Here is a 16000-nt window from a genome sequence, read left to right on the forward strand (position 1 = left end):
TGCCGCTCAGCACATCTTCTCGCCGTTGGGAACAGCCCGTTCCACAGCGGCGAGAACGATGTCACCATTCTCATCCGCAAAACCAAGCGTCAAGACTTCCGAACGAAATGGCCCGATCTGGCGCGGCGGGAAGTTCACGACACCCAACACCTGCCTGCCGACCAGCGTTTCCAGCGTGTAATGGACGGTGATTTGCGCGGACGACTTCTTGATGCCGATCTCTGGCCCGAAGTCAATTTTGATCTTGAACGCAGGCTTGCGCGCTTCGGGAAACGGCTCCGCCTCGATGATGGTCCCGACGCGGATATCGACCTTCTCGAAATCGGCGTAGCTTATCTCACCGCTCATCGCAGCCCCTTATCCTGTCAGTTTGCCAGTTCTTCTGCACGCTTCTTGGCGGAAGCGATTGCTCTGTCGAACAGCGGCTGCATGCCATCTTCCGCCATCAACACTGAAAGCGCTGCCGCCGTCGTGCCGCCCGGCGACGTTACATTTTGGCGAAGTGTCGAAGCCTGTTCGGGGGACTGGTGCAGTAACTCACCAGCCCCCGCGACGGTTTCCCGTGCAAGGCGCATGGCAAGGTCCGCCGGCAGGCCCGCTTTGCGGCCTGCCTCTGCCATGCACTCCACGAGATAAAACACATAGGCAGGGCCGCTGCCCGAAACGGCTGTGACCGCATCGATATCGGCCTCGGTCGCCACCCATTCGACAGGCCCGCTGACTTTCAGCAAGTCTTCGACTGTCTGCCGTTGTTCAGCGGAAACGGCATCGTTTGCATAGGCACCAGTCACGCCTCGACCAACCATGGCAGGCGTGTTCGGCATGGCGCGCACGGTCGCCGCCTTACCGAGATGGCTTTCGATGTAGGAGAGCGTCTTGCCCGCAGCGACCGAAACAATCACCGTTTCTGCACCCGCCAAAGGCTTGAGCGGCGGGAGCACGGCATCCATCAATTGCGGCTTTACGGCGAGAAACAGAATTCCCGCCTTCACATCCTGCGGTGCGCTCGTCGCATGCGAGGCACCAGCGTCAGCGATTGCCGCGGCCATGGCATCCGATGGCCGCGGATCGACCACGATGATCGACGCACCCGGCACGCCCTTTTTCAGCCAGCCGGACAACATGGCACCACCCATGTTTCCAGCACCGATGAGAACGAGCGGACCAGACGCAAGCGAAATCATGGCTTCAAGCTTCCCCGACTGTTTCGAACAGGGCTGCTTCCATCGCGGATTTCGCGTCCATACCCGACCAGACGACGAACTGGAATGCCTGATAATATTGTTCGCAAGCTTCAAGCGCGCTGGAAAGCAGCACCTCCACCTGCTGGTTTGTAGGCTCGGCACCGCCAGCAAGCAGCAGGGACTGGCGGAAAATGATCACGTCTTCCTGACGCCAAAGGTCGAAATGCCCCATCAGCGTCTGGCAGTTGACGTGAGACAGCAGGCGGATAACTTCGTTGACGCGGTGATCCGCAATCTTGATGTCGAATGCGCAAGCCAGATGAAGGGCTTCGAACTGCTCCATCCACGAAAACGAGACATGATAGTCTGCCCAGCGACCTTCCACCGTCATGGCAATTTCGTCCTCGCCAGAGCGCTCGAACGTCCAATCGTTGGATGCCGCAACAAACTCGATCATGTCGACCGGGTTGGAGTGACGCTCAACTTCAAATTCCATCAGGCTCATACGGCACCTTTTCAGCCGGAGTTGAATGTTCTGTTCCGCACGCAAGGCACAAAAACGCACATACAAATGCCGGTTACATCAGTTTAGGACGATTACCCGACGCCGCCAGATTAACGCAGTGAACCTGTCTGGAGCTTACCGAGTTCGTTTCGAATCATCGTTGAAAATCAGTGTATAACGAGCGAGTCCCAGCGCCACCCCCCGCCCCTCCATTTTCCAGTGGGAACCGTGGATATCTCTTAGTTCGGAGGATCAGTTCAGAGTCATAACCGACTCTGCCGATTGCGTTTTTCGGGAGTGTCCACAGACGTTAAAAAAATGCGAATGAAAATGCTTGCTCTTTAAAGGCGAATCCGCACTCGGCAAAAAACTGCATCAAAACAACACAGAACGAAAAAGCCGGACCCTTTTCAGAGCCCGGCCTAGCGTCAGATTTTCAATCAGAGTTAAGGATCGCGTCAGGAGGCGTCGGATGAAAGCCGGGCTTCGAGTGCTTCTATCCTTGCGCGCAGCGCGTCGTTTTCATCGCGGGCCTTGATAGCCATCTCGCGCACCGCATCGAACTCCTCGCGTTTTACCACATCGAGGCTATTGAGCCAACGATCCGCCTGCGCGTGAAATGCCTGCTCCATTTCCTTGCGCACGCCCTGCGCGGCTCCTGCGGCATCCGTCATAAGTTTTGCGAATTCATCGAAAATGCGATTGGTTCCGGTCGTGCTCATGGCGCTTCGTCCTCGTCAGTGTCAGGAGAGCAGCTCTGCTCTTTCCAGTTCATGCAGATCAGGTAGGCACTCACCCGCCGCCTTGCAAGCGAAAACAGGAATATGGCCTGCGGTAACCTTACCATCGGCCGCCTTGGATGCGCCAAAGAATCGCCTTGACCGCACCCTTTTCAACCGCCATTTTCGCCCACCGAAAAGGTTGCAGAAATGCGCCCGGCCTCCGGGAATCCAAGGGTTCCTTTCGTCAACGATTATAATGGAACCCGCCAATTGCTCGGACCGCTTGCCCAGTTCTCCATAATGCCATTTCCAAATATCGATCCGATCGCCTTCTCTCTTGGACCGCTTTCGATCCACTGGTACGGCATCGCATACGTCGTCGGCATCATGCTGGGCTGGTATTATGCGCGCAAGCTGAGCCTGAACGAAAGCCTTTGGCCACAGAATAAGTCACCGGTAACACCGGTGCATCTGGATGATTTCATCGTCTGGGCGGCGGCGGGTATCGTGCTGGGTGGCCGTATAGGCTATGTCCTTTTCTACGATTTCCCGGCCGTCATGCAAAACCCCATCCGCGCCATCGAAATCTGGAACGGCGGCATGTCATTCCACGGAGGCTTCCTCGGCACGACAATCGCCATGTTTCTCTTTGCAAGACGCCACAACATCCCGGCGTGGAGCATGTTCGACATCATCGCTGCCGTTGCACCTGTCGGCCTTCTGTTCGGGCGCATCGCCAATTTCATCAACGGAGAGCTCTGGGGGCGCATCACCGATGTGCCATGGGCGGTCGTGTTCCCAACAGGCGGCCCCTTCGCCCGCCACCCTAGCCAATTATATGAGGCAGCGCTTGAAGGCCTGCTGCTCCTCATCGTCATCGCCATCCTTATCTATGGCGTTAAGGTACTGAAGAGACCCGGCACCGTGACGGGGGTATTCGTCGCGGGCTATGCGCTGTCTCGCATTTTCGTGGAATTCTTCCGCGAGCCGGATGCCCAAATCGGTTATCTCGCGGGGAACTGGCTGACCATGGGAATGGTTCTATCGACGCCCATGGTAGCCTTCGGCCTATGGGCCGTTATCCGCGCCAACCGTGCCGCCACCGTCCCGCAGAATGGGTGATATGCCATGCCGACCCCTCTTGCCCGTCGCATCAAGTCGCTCATCCGCCTCAACGGCCCCTTAAGCGTCACCGACTTCTTCTCACTCTGCCTGGCTGATCCCGAACACGGCTATTACAAGACGCGCCAGCCTTTTGGTCGCACGGGCGATTTCGTCACTGCCCCGGAAGTCAGTCAGCTCTTTGGTGAAATGCTGGGCGTCTTCATTGTCCATGCCTGGCAGCGTCATGGCACCCCTGGCAATGTGAGGCTGGTCGAGATCGGCCCCGGTCGCGGCACCATGATGGCGGATATGCTGCGCGTCATCCAACGCATCGCCGCCCCGCTCTATGATGCCATGAGCGTGCATCTCGTCGAAACAAGCCCGCGAATGACGGAAACGCAGCGTCAGACGCTCGCCGGGCACGACGGCAAAATTACATGGCACGATAGCTTCGATGATGTTCCTCCCGGCTTCCTGCTGATCGCCGCCAATGAGTTGTTCGACGCGATCCCGATACGGCAGTTCGTGAAGACGCCACAGGGCTTCCGCGAACGAGTGATCAGCCTTGATGCCGAGGACGAACTGGTCTTTGCGACGGGTGTAGCGGGGATCGATCCGCACTTGCTGCCGCCCTTGGCGGAACGCCAGCCATTAGGCACCATTTTCGAATATTCTCCCGCCCGCGAAGCGGTAATGACAGCCATCTGCGAGAGACTGAAATCGACCAGCGGCACCGCGCTCATCATTGATTACGGCCATATCGTTTCAGGTTACGGCGACACGATGCAGGCGCTGCGAATGCACGAATTCGACCCCGTACTCGCCCACCCCGGCGAAGCGGACCTGACCAGCCACGTGGACTTTGAAAGCCTGATCAAGACGGCGGAAGCCTGCGGCGTTCACGTCAACGGGTCGCTGGCGCAGGGTGATTTTCTTTACGGCCTCGGTTTGAAGGAAAGGGCGCAGGCGCTTGCCGCCAAGGCGACACCGGATCAGACCTTGCAGATTGCCGAAGCTGTCAATCGTCTGGCCGGTGAAGGTGCTGGCAAAATGGGCGAACTGTTCAAGGTTCTCGCCGTCTCCAGTCCGGCTGTCCACCTTTTGCCATTCCGTTCTTCGGATTGACAGCGGCACCGGCCTTGGGCCAACATCACGCAAAATCGAAGCAGAGATAAATCTGCCGTTGGGTGCCGTTGCACGGCGCATTCATTGGAAACACGCGCGAAACGATCCACGTTTAAACTCAGCGACATCGCCAAGGAATTATCACCTCATGCAGGACGAAACGCTGCCGCTTCCCGTTCAAAGCCCGTTGCTCGCCTCAGCCGGAAGCCGCATTCGGCACGGCTTTTTTACCCGTCAGGGCGGGGTATCGGAAGGCATCTATCGCGGATTGAACGTAGGTCTCGGCTCGGAAGACAAGCGTGAGGCCGTTCTTGAAAACCGTAAACGCGTGGCCGACTGGTTCGCCATGCCGGTCGAAAAGCTGGCGACCGTGCATCAGATCCATTCACCCGATGTCGTCGTGGTGGATGAACATTATAGCGGTGAAAGACCGCAGGCCGACGCAATGGTTACGGCCACCCCCCGAATGGTGCTTGGCGTTCTTGCAGCAGATTGTGGCCCGATCCTCTTTGCGGATGCTAATGCTGGCGTTATCGGCGCGGCTCATGCGGGCTGGAAGGGCGCAGTTTACGGTGTACTGGAAAACACCATCGAGGCCATGCTGCGTCTTGGCGCAAAGCGCGAAAACATCGTCGCGGTCCTTGGGCCTTCCATCAGCCAGGAAAATTACGAGGTCGGCCCTGAACGGGTGGAAAGCTTGAAGGAGCTTGACCCTGCCTACGACACCTATCTTGCGCCGTCACCCAATAAGGGCCACGCCTTTTTTGACCTGAAGCAACTGACCGTCGACCGTCTCGTTAAAGCAGGCGTTCGCGCAGAAAACCTCGGCATCTGCACCTATTCCGATGAAGAGCGCTTCTTTTCTTTCCGCCGCACCACGCATCTGTCGGAACCGGATTACGGGCGACAGATTTCGGCGATAGCAATTCTGGAGAACTGACATGGCACTGCACTTCGACCAAGCTGAATTCGAGGCTCGCCGAGCGCGATTGATCGAGAAGATGGCGGAAGAAAAGCTGGACGCCGTCCTGCTCTTCGCACAGGAAAGCATGTACTGGCTGACAGGCTACGACACGTTCGGCTTCTGCTTTTTTCAGACGCTGATCGTCAAGGCCGATGGGACGATGACGCTGCTCACCCGCTCTGCGGATCTGCGTCAGGCGCGGCAGACCTCCAATATCGAAAACATCGTTATCTGGGTCGATCGCCTCAATGCCGATCCGACACTCGATCTCAAGAACCTGCTGAGCGAAATGGACCTGCTCGGTTGCCGCATCGGCGTGGAGTTCGACACACACGGAATGACCGGTCGCGTTGCCCGCCTGCTGGACAATCAGCTTGCCAGCTTCGGGCAGATCGTTGACGCTTCCTATCTCGTCAGCACATTGCGCCTGGTTAAAAGCGAGGCCGAAATCGTCTATGCAAAACGCGCTGGCGAGCTGGCGGACGATGCGTTGGATGCAGCGCTTGCACTCATCAAGCCCGGTGCGAATGAAGCCGATATTCTAGCCGCCATGCAGGGCGCGGTTTTTGCGGGTGGCGGCGATTACCCAGCCAACGAGTTCATTATCGGCTCCGGTGCCGATGCCTTGCTGTGCCGCTACAAGGCCGGTCGGCGCAAGCTGGATGAAACGGACCAGATAATGCTGGAATGGGCTGGCGTCAGCGCGCATTACCATGCAGCCATGATGCGCACCGTCGTGATCGGAGAGCTGGGGTTCCGCCACAAGGAGCTTTACAATGCCTGCGTTGAGAACATCCGCGCCATCGAGGAGGTTCTGCGTCCCGGCAATACATTTGGCGATGTTTTCGATGTCCACGCCAAGGTCATGGATGAACGCGGTCTGACCCGCCACCGTCTGAACGCATGCGGTTATTCGCTGGGCGCGCGCTTCTCTCCGTCATGGATGGAGCATCAGATGTTTTATGCGGGCAACACACAGGAAATACTGCCGAATATGACGCTCTTCGTGCATATGATCATCATGGACAGCGATGCGGGCGTGGCCATGACGCTTGGTCAGACTTACCTGACCACGGAAGGCGCACCGGAATCGCTTTCTCGCCACAGCCTCGACATACTGACTGCCTGACGTGATTTGACTCTCTGCGAAATCAAACCGTACATTGCAGCCCACCCCTTCATGCCGGTTGAAAATCGATCTCGATTCTCTGCCGGCACTGATAACTCGGGCCGACTGACGGAGAGATAAATGAAGGCAAACCTTCGATGACGAGGCTTGGGGCTTTACTCTCCATTCCTTGCACCGCGTTTATTCTAACGGCTTGCAACACAACGGATGCGCTTATCCCGCAAGTCGATGTCGGCCACAACACTTCGCAATCCACGCCGGTCACACAGGGCGATCTCGATCAGATGGCAGCCGCGGCGGACCGCACGCCCTCCGGTCCGATCTCACCGGTGCAGGCCTATGCACCGCAAAATTCGTTGCAAGCGCAGGCGCAGGCCCTGAACGATGGCGCGCAATATGGTGAACCGGTCGCTCGCCAGCAACAACCTGCTCCCGCTCCGCAACCTCAGCAGACCGCTGCCCTGCCCGCGACAGGGGGTTCGGGCTCGATCCGCTTTCTACCGATCATTGGCGCGCCTGTTCAAGCCGTCACGCCTCTTTCGCGCCAGCTTGGTGCGGAGGCACGCGCCAAGGGGCTAACTATTCGCCCCTCCACCGACACGTCGGCTGACAACATACTCAAGGGCTATCTCTCCGCCTTCGACGACGGCGGTAAAGTGACGGTGGTCTACGTGTGGGACGTGCTCGACGCCAACGGTGCGCGCCTGCATCGCCTGCAAGGGCAGGAAACCGTGGCAGCACGTGGCAGCGATCCGTGGGCGGCCGTCAACGATAGCGTCATGCAGAAAGTTGCCGCAAGAACTCTGGACGATTATCAGTCCTGGAAGCAGGCGACGCGGGGTTGAAGACAGCTACAATCGATTGAAAAACCGGTTGCGAGACGAGAGTCACAAAGTTTTCACGAAAATCATGGGTAACGCGGCTTGACCTCTTGCATTCACGGGCAACACCGGTATTAAGGCGCGCATGGCAAAACGGCATGTCCGGCACCCCCTTTGGGTCGGGTATTCCTCCCCGTTGAACGACGCACAGACCACGTAGAATGTCTCTACCGGGTCGCAGGCGATGGCATGGAAAACAGGCGGCACCAATGAAGGTTTTCGCAGGCAATTCGAACCGGCATTTGGCCGAAGCGATCTGCAAGTATCTCAATGTTCCTCTCGGAAATGCCACGGTAAAGCGGTTTGCGGACCAGGAAATCTTCGTAGAAATCGGTGAGAACGTGCGCGGCGAAGACGTGTTCGTCGTTCAGTCCACATCCTTTCCCGCCAACGACCACCTGATGGAATTGCTGATCATGATCGACGCCATGCGTCGTTCCTCGGCAAAGCGCATCACCGCCGTTCTTCCCTATTTCGGCTATGCACGCCAGGACCGTAAAGCTGGCCCGCGCACGCCGATTTCGGCAAAACTCGTTGCCAACCTCATTACCGAAGCCGGTGCCGACCGCGTTTTAACGCTCGACCTTCACGCAGGTCAGATTCAGGGCTTCTTCGACATTCCGACCGACAATCTCTTCGCGGCACCAATTTTGGCGCGCGATGTGAAGGAACATTACGACACGAAGAACGTCATGGTCGTTTCGCCGGACGTTGGCGGTGTTGTCCGCGCCCGTTCGCTTGCAAAACGTCTCGACTGTCTGCTGGCAATCGTCGACAAGCGCCGCGATCGCCCGGGTGAATCCGAAGTGATGAACGTCATCGGTGACGTGACCGGCAAGGACTGCCTGCTGATCGACGACATCGTCGACTCCGGCGGCACGCTGTGCAATGCGGCGGAAGCCCTTCTCAAGAATGGCGCGACCAGCGTTACGGCCTACATCACCCATGGCGTCCTGTCCGGCGGTGCTGTTGCCCGAGTGGCGTCCTCCAAGCTGCGCGAACTGGTCATCACCGACAGCATCCAGCCGACCACCGGCGTGCAATCCGCCCACAACATCCGCGTCATCACCACCGCCACCCTGCTCGGTGAAGCGATCAACCGTACCGCGATGGAACAGTCGGTTTCCGGCCTATTCGATTGATGCCCCACGGGCCGTTGAGGATATCGAACCTCAAGGACCGGCCCGATTTTGCCGATACCGTTGCCGCCCGGGGATGGAACGCCTGGTGGACGGATAGCGGCTCATCGGTTGAAGATTATCGTGCCGCTTTGACGCCAATGCTGGACGGCGGCGGCGTTCCCCTAAGTCTCGTCGCTCACGAGGGCGACCGCTATATCGGCTCTGTCCTTCTGATCGAAAACGATCTCGATGAGCGCCCTCAATATGCGCCGTGGATCGCGGCGCTCTGGGTCGAGCCAGAATATCGCAGGAGCGGCATTGCGGCTGAACTCATCAGATCCGTCGTAATCGAAGCGGGCAAGATCGGTTGCAAATCCTGTTACCTCTGTGCCACGCCTGAAAAACGCGCCTATTACCTCAAACAGGGCCTTTCGCTTGTCGAGACGAATGTAGACGGTATGGACGTATCTTTAATCGCGACGTGACAGTAGTCTGACTTGGCAAAAAAATATCGAAAAAGTTGAAAGTAAAGAATTTTTCACGGAAAAGTACTATATATTTTTGCTAAATTATCTTATCACTATCAACTCTGACGCGAGGAGGCGTCAGCGTAATTGGTGAGGAGATATTATGAGCTTTCGCGGCCAGCACACAGCTTTGGCAACGGTGGGTGTCATTGCTGCATCTATCGCATTATCCGTTCAACACGCATATTCCAGCCCCGACCTTGCACGCCAAGTCATTGCAGAAAATGATGGCTGGGCGGCAGGCACGGTTGGCGGCTCACAAGGTGCTGCGGAGCATGTCTATACCGCGACCAATCGCGCAGAACTGCTGAGCGCGCTCCAAGCGGGTGGTACGCCGAACCTGCCGAAAATCATCCAGATCAGGGGAACGATCAATCTTTCCGTGGACGACGAGAACCGGGAGCTGTTTGAAAAGGATTATGCCGATCCGGCTTATGATTTCGATGCCTATGTCAAAGCTTACGCGCCTGCAGTCTGGAACGTGAAACTCGATGACAAGAAGCGGCCTGCACGCGATTTGACTGGGCCGCTGGAAGAAGCGCGCCAACGTTCCGCCAAAAACCAGAAAGAGCGTATCGTTATCGATGTGACGTCCAACACAACCATCATCGGCCTTGGGAAGGATGCGAGGATCATCAAGGGTAGTCTGATGATAGGCAGCGGAACCGAAAACGTCATTATTCGCAACATCACATTCGAAGACGCTTTCGACTATTTCCCCGCATGGGATCCGGGCGATTCATTCAAGATCGACGCAGATTATCCCGGCTGCCACGAAACTTTCGCGGATACTGAGACCGGTCCGCAGAAATGCCCCGGGGGGCGCTGGAATTCGGAATATGACAATATCTCGATAAACGGCGGCAAGAACGTCTGGATCGACCACAACACCTTCACCGACGGCGACAGACCGGACAAGCTGTTCCCCTCCGTCTACCCCTACCCTCACGATCAGGTAGAGCAAAAGGTCCAGCACCATGATGGACAGGTGGATATCACCAACGGCGCAGACAGGGTGACGTTGACCTATAATCACTTCAAGGGCCACGACAAAACATCGCTCATTGGCGGAAGTGACAGCAGAACGGAGGATGCGGGGCTGTTGAACGTCACCTTCCGCGCCAACTGGTTCGAAGACGCGGGGCAGCGCATGCCTAGGGTTCGCTACGGCAAGGTTCATAGCCTCAACAATTACTTTACCGGCAATGCATCCGGCGCGCCCGGCAAAGCCTCAAGCGCCGTGGATAGCCACCAGAAAGCGAAAGGAGCTCCGAAAGATACCCCGATCTTCCGCAGCGCTTTCGGAATTGGCAAAGATTCAGCAATTTATTCGGAAAACAACCACTTCAGAGTCGAAGACGTAGCCCATCATCACATCGTCAACGTACAGGGTGGCGCAAAATTTTTCGACAGTGGTTCAACAGTGAACGGCGAGGCCGCTGACTTCCACACAGCCCTCAACAAGGACGTCAAAAAGCCGATCTCGAACGATGTCGGCTGGAAGCCCACGCTCTACGGCAAACAGCCTATTCCGGCTTCGGATGTGCCGGATTATGTGACGACGAATGCGGGCGCGGGGAAGCTGTAGCTACGCGCTTTCTTATTCACGACATGCGCCCCTCAAGCCTGTCTCCCGGAAGCTCTCGAAGCCTCCGGGAGTACGCTGGCGACTTGCGCAACCAGCTCCGGGGAGGAAGCCTTAGAAGAAGCCGAGTTTGTTCGGGCTATAGGAAACCAGCAGGTTCTTCGTCTGCTGGTAGTGATCGAGCATCATCTTGTGGGTCTCACGGCCGATGCCGGACTGTTTGTAGCCACCGAAAGCGGCGCCCGCGGGGTATGCATGGTAGCAATTGGTCCACACACGACCGGCTTCAATGCCGCGACCGGCGCGATAGGCGATGTTCGTATCACGGCTCCAGACACCGGCACCAAGACCGTAAACCGTGTCGTTGGCGATCTCGATGGCCTCTTCTAGTGTTTTGAAGGTCGTGACGGAAACGACCGGACCGAAGATTTCCTCCTGGAAGACACGCATCTTGTTGTTGCCTTCGAATACGGTCGGCTGAATGTAATAACCGTCCTTCAGATTACCGGAGAGCGACTTCTTGTCGCCGCCTGTCAGGACTTTTGCACCCTCGTTTTTGCCGATCTCCAGATAGCTCATGATCTTGTCGAACTGCTCCTGCGAAGCCTGCGCGCCGATCATGGTCGAGGAGTTTAGAGGATCGTCCTGGCTGATGGCTTGCACCCGCTTCAACGCCTTTTCCATGAAGCGGTCATAGATCGATTCATGCACCAGAGCGCGAGACGGGCATGTGCAGACCTCACCCTGATTGAGAGCGAACATGGCAAAGCCTTCCAGCGCCTTGTCGAGGAATGCGTCGTCTTCGTTCATGACATCCGCAAAGAAGATGTTTGGTGACTTCCCGCCAAGTTCCAGCGTTATGTTGGTGACGTTATCGGCCGCATAACGCATGATTTCCTTGCCGACGGAGGTGGAGCCGGTAAAGGCGATCTTGGCGATGCGGTTGCTCTGCGCCAGCGGCTTTCCTGCCTCTGTACCGAGACCGTTGACGATGTTGATCACGCCCGCTGGCAGAAGGTCTTCGATCAATTCCATCACGAGCAGAATGGAGGCAGGCGTCTGTTCCGCAGGCTTCAGCACCACGCAGTTACCGGCAGCAAGCGCCGGTGCCAGCTTCCACGCGGCCATCAAAATCGGGAAGTTCCACGGAATGATCTGACCCACGACCCCGAGCGGCTCATGGAAATGATAGGCAACCGTGTCATTGTCTATCTGCCCGATCGAGCCTTCTTGGGCACGCACGCAGCCTGCGAAATAACGGAAGTGATCGATGGCCAGCGGAATATCCGCATTCGTGGTTTCGCGCAACGGCTTGCCATTGTCCCACGTTTCCGCGCGGGCAATGAGATCGAGATTGTCTTCGATACGCTGGGCGATTTTCAGCAGAATGTTGGAGCGCTCTGTGACGCTGGTACGTCCCCATGCTTCGCGCGCCTTGTGCGCGGCATCCAGCGCAGCTTCGATATCGGCGGCATCGGAGCGCGGCACTTCGCAAATCTTCTGCCCGGTCACGGGTGAAAGGTTATCCATGTAACGACCGGATTTCGGCTCGACCCATTTTCCACCGACATAGTTGCCGTATTTGAGTTTGAAGGGGGTCTCTCCGGCCTTTTGCTGGACCTGAATGTTCATGAATTCATCCTCCCTGATGAACGACGACCTTTCTTGGTCGCGTGCAGAGAGGTTCTGCCTGCATGGGCGCAAAGCAAAGGGCGGCGCAGCCATTCCGCACTGCACACTGTTTCACTTCTGCGACAAAGCGTGAAGAAGATACGATAAGAGATGCTGATTATTGCACGGAAAGCTTCTTCATCTTGCGATGAAGCGTGGCGCGACTGATGCCGAGAAGAGATGCCGCGTGGGTAATGTTGCCGTTGGCGCGCGAAAGCACCCGCCGCAAAGCTGCCCTTTCCGCCTCGACAAGATCCGAGCCCCGGTCTTGACGCTCTTCGCGCAACGCGTCTGATGCTGGAATTCCCTGAGCGATATGGGCGTCGTCCAGACGAAGCGCCAACCGCGCGGCGCGTGTCGCACCGAGAATGATATCGTCCTGATCCACCGCGAGCAGCGAAAGCGCTGAAGAATTGGTAGACGGCACCATAAGGATGCGCGCACCCGGATATGCCCGCCGGAACAGATTGCCCTCGATCCGCTGGGCCGCATCTCTTACCGCCTGCGTCACCATCGCAAATGTCAATTCATTGATATCGTCACGGCAGGTCGAAATATCGAGGGCGCCGGTGACACGTCCCAGATGGTCGCGGATCGGCGCTGTGGTGCAACAAAGGCTGATGTTGGCTGAGAAAAAGTGCTGGTCGCGATAAACGACCACCGAACGCTCGTCGGCAAGTGCGGTGCCGATACCGTTCGTACCAACGCTTGCCTCACTCCATAGCGCACCCGACCAGAGGCCAAGCGCGCGAAACTCTTCATCATCCGCCACCGCACCGCGGCGGTCGAGCGCAACCCCCTGTGCATCCGTCAGCAGTAAACAGCAGCCAGCTTTTCCGACCGCAAGAAAAATACGGTCCAGTTCATCGGCGCTTTCGGCGATCAGCGGGTCGGACATCTGCCGCACGCGGCGAAACTCGGCATCTGTGAAGAAGGTTGGCTTGCGGTTTTCTTCGGGAGCCAGATGATGCATCGTCATGCACCGCCGCCATGATGCGACTATGGGCGAACTGGCCGCCGCAGACGGTCTGTTTGCGCTTTGATAAACATGATCTGCGTGAGCTGCATCGGTCGACATGCATTCCTCCCAAGCATGCCAACGCAGAATCGTTAAAATGTTCTGCGGCAAGGTACGCTACGAGCCTAGTTTAGAACATGGTCGGATAATCCGAAAGATCACCTCGGCTTGGAAGTGTCTTTTTGTATTGAACGATCATCCGCGCAGGGGAGATCGCTCAGCTTGCGGCCTTTAGCGGCGATATGTCCAATTGCGGCTGCACGTCTACTTCATTGACGAGGGGGAAGATATTTTCGACCGGCCCCGGCCTGCCAAAATAGAAGCCCTGAACATAGTGGCAGCCCTCACGCCGCAGGAAATCCAGTTGTTCCTGGGTTTCCACTCCCTCGGCCAGAACAACGATATCGAGGCTGTTGGCAAGGATAAGCGTGGAACGCACGATGGCGTCTGACTGGACGCTGGAAGGCAGCCCTGTTACGAAAGAACGATCCAACTTAATCTTGTCGAAGGGAAAGCTTTGCAGGGTGGAGAGCGATGAATGACCCTTGCCATAGTCGTCCATGGCGATCCTCAGTCCCATGGACTTCAAACCACGGATGGTCATTAGCGCATGTTCATGATCGGCGATGATGCTACTTTCGGTAATCTCGATTTCGAGACGCCGGGGATCGAGGCCCGTTTCAGCCAGAATGCGCTCGACCTTGGTCGTGAACGACCGGTCCGCAAGTTGCTGGGCCGCGACGTTGACCGCTATTCCATATGGCGCCTTCCATCTCACCGCTTCTCGACAGGCATGCCGCAACACCCATTCGCCTAGCGGCACGATGAAACCGGTCTTTTCTGCGATCGGAATAAACTGCACCGGCGACACCATGCCCCGTTGAGGGTGGTTCCAGCGCAGGAGCACCTCGAAACTGACCGTCACACCGGTGTCGGTCAGGTTCTGATGCTGATAGTAGAGCTCGAATTCATTTCGCTGGAGACCGGCACGCATATCCGTCGCAAGCGCATTACGCTCAAGCTCCATTTCATCCATGCGCTTGTCATAAAAGCAGATCGTACCAGCAACACCCGCCTTCGCCCGGTACATGGCAACATCGGCCTGCGAGATCAGGGCATCGACACTTTTGGTCTCGGCAGAAAGTTCGGATATGCCGAAACTTGCACCAACGGTCAGGGTCTGCCCTTCCCACTCGATTGGGCTGGTGACTTCCTTTTGCAGCCGACGCGCAAATTCCAGGCTGTCGTTGCGCGAATAATAGCACTCTTTTACGGCAACGAACTCATCGCCCCCGATGCGGGCAACGAACTCCCGCACGCCGAGAACTGCCGATATGCGCCGCGCAATGGTGCCAAGGACGGCATCTCCCGCCGCATGACCGTAAACGTCGTTGATTTCCTTGAAGCGGTTGAGGTCGAAGGATAGAAGTGCCACGCCCGCTACCGTAGATCCCGCGCGGTCTATCGCGCCCACAAGATGCTCCTTGAAGCCAACCCGGTTGGCGATGCCGGTGAGAGGATCGTGCAGCGACAGGTAGCGGTAACGCTCCAGCGCCTGCCGGGTGGACTGCATGTCGATCCTGTAGGTCGCAAGGCAGGAAGACATCAGCGCGACAATGATGAGAATAGCACCACTTGCAACGACCGCAGGAGAAAGAAAGCTTTCCTGAAGCTGCGCCGCCGGATCGAACTCCAGCGACATCGCGGCCATACCGATATTATGATTTATGACGACAGCCAGAAAGAGAAGGGTTGCCCCGCCGTAGCAGCCGTACCGGCTGGTTGACCGGAAGACCCGATTGACCGCCAGTATTCCGAGACACATGGAAACCATTATCGATATGATGATGTATGTGTGGTCCCAGACCAGCCTGCCCTGTACGGAATAGGCCGCCATACCGACGTAGTGGGTGGAAGCGACGCCGATACCGATCACCGCACCACCTGCTTCAACCAGCAAACCACGCCCACCATAGATCGAAATCGCAAAACCTGCGAGAGCAGCACAAACCGCAACGATGAAGGAAAACGCCGTCAGATTGGGGTCGAAACCCGCAACGCCTTCTATACGATACCCGAGCATGGTTACGAAATGCGTTGCCCACATGGTGGCGCCACACATGACGGAGGCGAGGCATAACCAGTTCAGACGCTGAAGAAGATTTGGTTGTCGGGCACGAGCGAATAGATTGATCGTCAGGAAACTGCCAGACGCACAGATAATGCAGGCGGCAAGCACGTATCGGATGTCATGCTCGAAGACTATACAGTTCCACAATCTCGTCATTGCACCGACCCGAACAAAAATACTTCTGCAATATAATAAAGGTTTGTTTTCAGCCGGTTTACAGAAATGGCTAAATATACATTAAGTGCGCAGCAAGCCGGGAAGGCTACTTAGGCCGCTCTGTCGGGATATCAGCCACCCTCGACATTCATCACAGACTTGCGTTCAGCGGCGCTT

At 57.0% G+C, this 16000-nt stretch carries 15 protein-coding genes; 8 read left to right on the forward strand and 7 right to left on the reverse strand.

Annotated features, from left to right (window positions below; translation table 11 throughout):
* Positions 1 to 6: 6 nt before the first annotated feature.
* The 4 genes from G6L28_RS10030 to G6L28_RS10045 all read right to left on the reverse strand — a co-directional run bounded on the left by G6L28_RS10030 (position 7) and on the right by G6L28_RS10045 (position 2411).
* On the reverse strand, positions 7 to 348 hold the full coding sequence (locus tag G6L28_RS10030) for a tRNA-binding protein (RefSeq protein ID WP_174063613.1): 342 nt from the start codon (positions 346 to 348) through the stop codon (positions 7 to 9).
* Between the two features lie 17 nt (positions 349 to 365).
* On the reverse strand, positions 366 to 1184 hold the full coding sequence (gene proC / locus G6L28_RS10035) for a pyrroline-5-carboxylate reductase (RefSeq protein ID WP_174063614.1): 819 nt from the start codon (positions 1182 to 1184) through the stop codon (positions 366 to 368).
* A 4-nt stretch (positions 1185 to 1188) separates the two neighbouring features.
* Entirely contained in the window at positions 1189 to 1689 is a 501-nt protein-coding gene (locus G6L28_RS10040) for a YbjN domain-containing protein (RefSeq protein WP_174063615.1), read from the reverse strand.
* Between the two features lie 458 nt (positions 1690 to 2147).
* Positions 2148 to 2411 carry an accessory factor UbiK family protein gene (locus G6L28_RS10045; protein ID WP_174063616.1) on the reverse strand — a complete coding sequence of 88 codons (264 nt, stop codon included), beginning with the start codon at positions 2409 to 2411 and terminating at the stop codon, positions 2148 to 2150.
* Positions 2412 to 2711: 300 nt separating this feature from the next.
* Between G6L28_RS10045 and lgt the strand changes: the two genes are divergently transcribed.
* The 8 genes from lgt to G6L28_RS10085 all read left to right on the forward strand — a co-directional run bounded on the left by lgt (position 2712) and on the right by G6L28_RS10085 (position 10850).
* Positions 2712 to 3533, forward strand: coding sequence for a prolipoprotein diacylglyceryl transferase (lgt, locus tag G6L28_RS10050; RefSeq protein ID WP_174063714.1), 822 nt, complete (start codon positions 2712 to 2714; stop codon positions 3531 to 3533).
* A gap of 6 nt (positions 3534 to 3539) precedes the next feature.
* On the forward strand, positions 3540 to 4640 hold the full coding sequence (locus tag G6L28_RS10055; protein ID WP_174063617.1) for a class I SAM-dependent methyltransferase: 1101 nt from the start codon (positions 3540 to 3542) through the stop codon (positions 4638 to 4640).
* A 148-nt stretch (positions 4641 to 4788) separates the two neighbouring features.
* Positions 4789 to 5580, forward strand: a complete 792-nt coding sequence (pgeF, locus tag G6L28_RS10060; RefSeq protein WP_174063618.1) for a peptidoglycan editing factor PgeF — start codon at positions 4789 to 4791, stop codon at positions 5578 to 5580.
* Between the two features lies 1 nt (position 5581).
* Complete coding sequence (locus G6L28_RS10065; protein ID WP_174063619.1) at positions 5582 to 6733, forward strand: M24 family metallopeptidase; 1152 nt, start codon at positions 5582 to 5584, stop codon at positions 6731 to 6733.
* A gap of 137 nt (positions 6734 to 6870) precedes the next feature.
* A complete protein-coding gene (locus tag G6L28_RS10070; protein WP_174063620.1) occupies positions 6871 to 7578 on the forward strand; it encodes a hypothetical protein in 708 nt (235 codons plus the stop codon).
* A gap of 245 nt (positions 7579 to 7823) precedes the next feature.
* The gene (locus tag G6L28_RS10075; protein WP_174063621.1) at positions 7824 to 8756 is read left to right on the forward strand and encodes a ribose-phosphate pyrophosphokinase; all 933 of its coding nucleotides are present in this window, start codon (positions 7824 to 7826) and stop codon (positions 8754 to 8756) included.
* Positions 8756 to 9220 carry a GNAT family N-acetyltransferase gene (locus G6L28_RS10080; protein ID WP_174063622.1) on the forward strand — a complete coding sequence of 155 codons (465 nt, stop codon included), beginning with the start codon at positions 8756 to 8758 and terminating at the stop codon, positions 9218 to 9220. The genes G6L28_RS10075 and G6L28_RS10080 overlap by 1 nt, the downstream gene beginning before the upstream one ends.
* Positions 9221 to 9365: 145 nt before the next feature.
* Positions 9366 to 10850: a pectate lyase family protein gene (locus G6L28_RS10085; RefSeq protein ID WP_174063623.1), complete on the forward strand. Its 1485-nt coding sequence runs from the start codon at positions 9366 to 9368 to the stop codon at positions 10848 to 10850.
* 111 nt (positions 10851 to 10961) lie between these two features.
* On the opposite strand, the gene adh is transcribed toward G6L28_RS10085, so the two are convergent.
* From adh to G6L28_RS10100, 3 genes are all read right to left on the reverse strand, one after another.
* The gene (gene adh / locus G6L28_RS10090; RefSeq protein WP_174063624.1) at positions 10962 to 12479 is read right to left on the reverse strand and encodes an aldehyde dehydrogenase; all 1518 of its coding nucleotides are present in this window, start codon (positions 12477 to 12479) and stop codon (positions 10962 to 10964) included.
* Positions 12480 to 12636: 157 nt separating this feature from the next.
* Positions 12637 to 13596 carry a helix-turn-helix domain-containing protein gene (locus tag G6L28_RS10095; RefSeq protein WP_174063625.1) on the reverse strand — a complete coding sequence of 320 codons (960 nt, stop codon included), beginning with the start codon at positions 13594 to 13596 and terminating at the stop codon, positions 12637 to 12639.
* A gap of 157 nt (positions 13597 to 13753) precedes the next feature.
* Entirely contained in the window at positions 13754 to 15823 is a 2070-nt protein-coding gene (locus G6L28_RS10100) for a putative bifunctional diguanylate cyclase/phosphodiesterase (RefSeq protein WP_174063626.1), read from the reverse strand.
* Positions 15824 to 16000 lie beyond the last annotated feature (177 nt).

The organism is Agrobacterium larrymoorei, from assembly GCF_013322225.1.
GTDB classification, from domain to species: Bacteria; Pseudomonadota; Alphaproteobacteria; order Rhizobiales; family Rhizobiaceae; genus Agrobacterium; species Agrobacterium larrymoorei_A.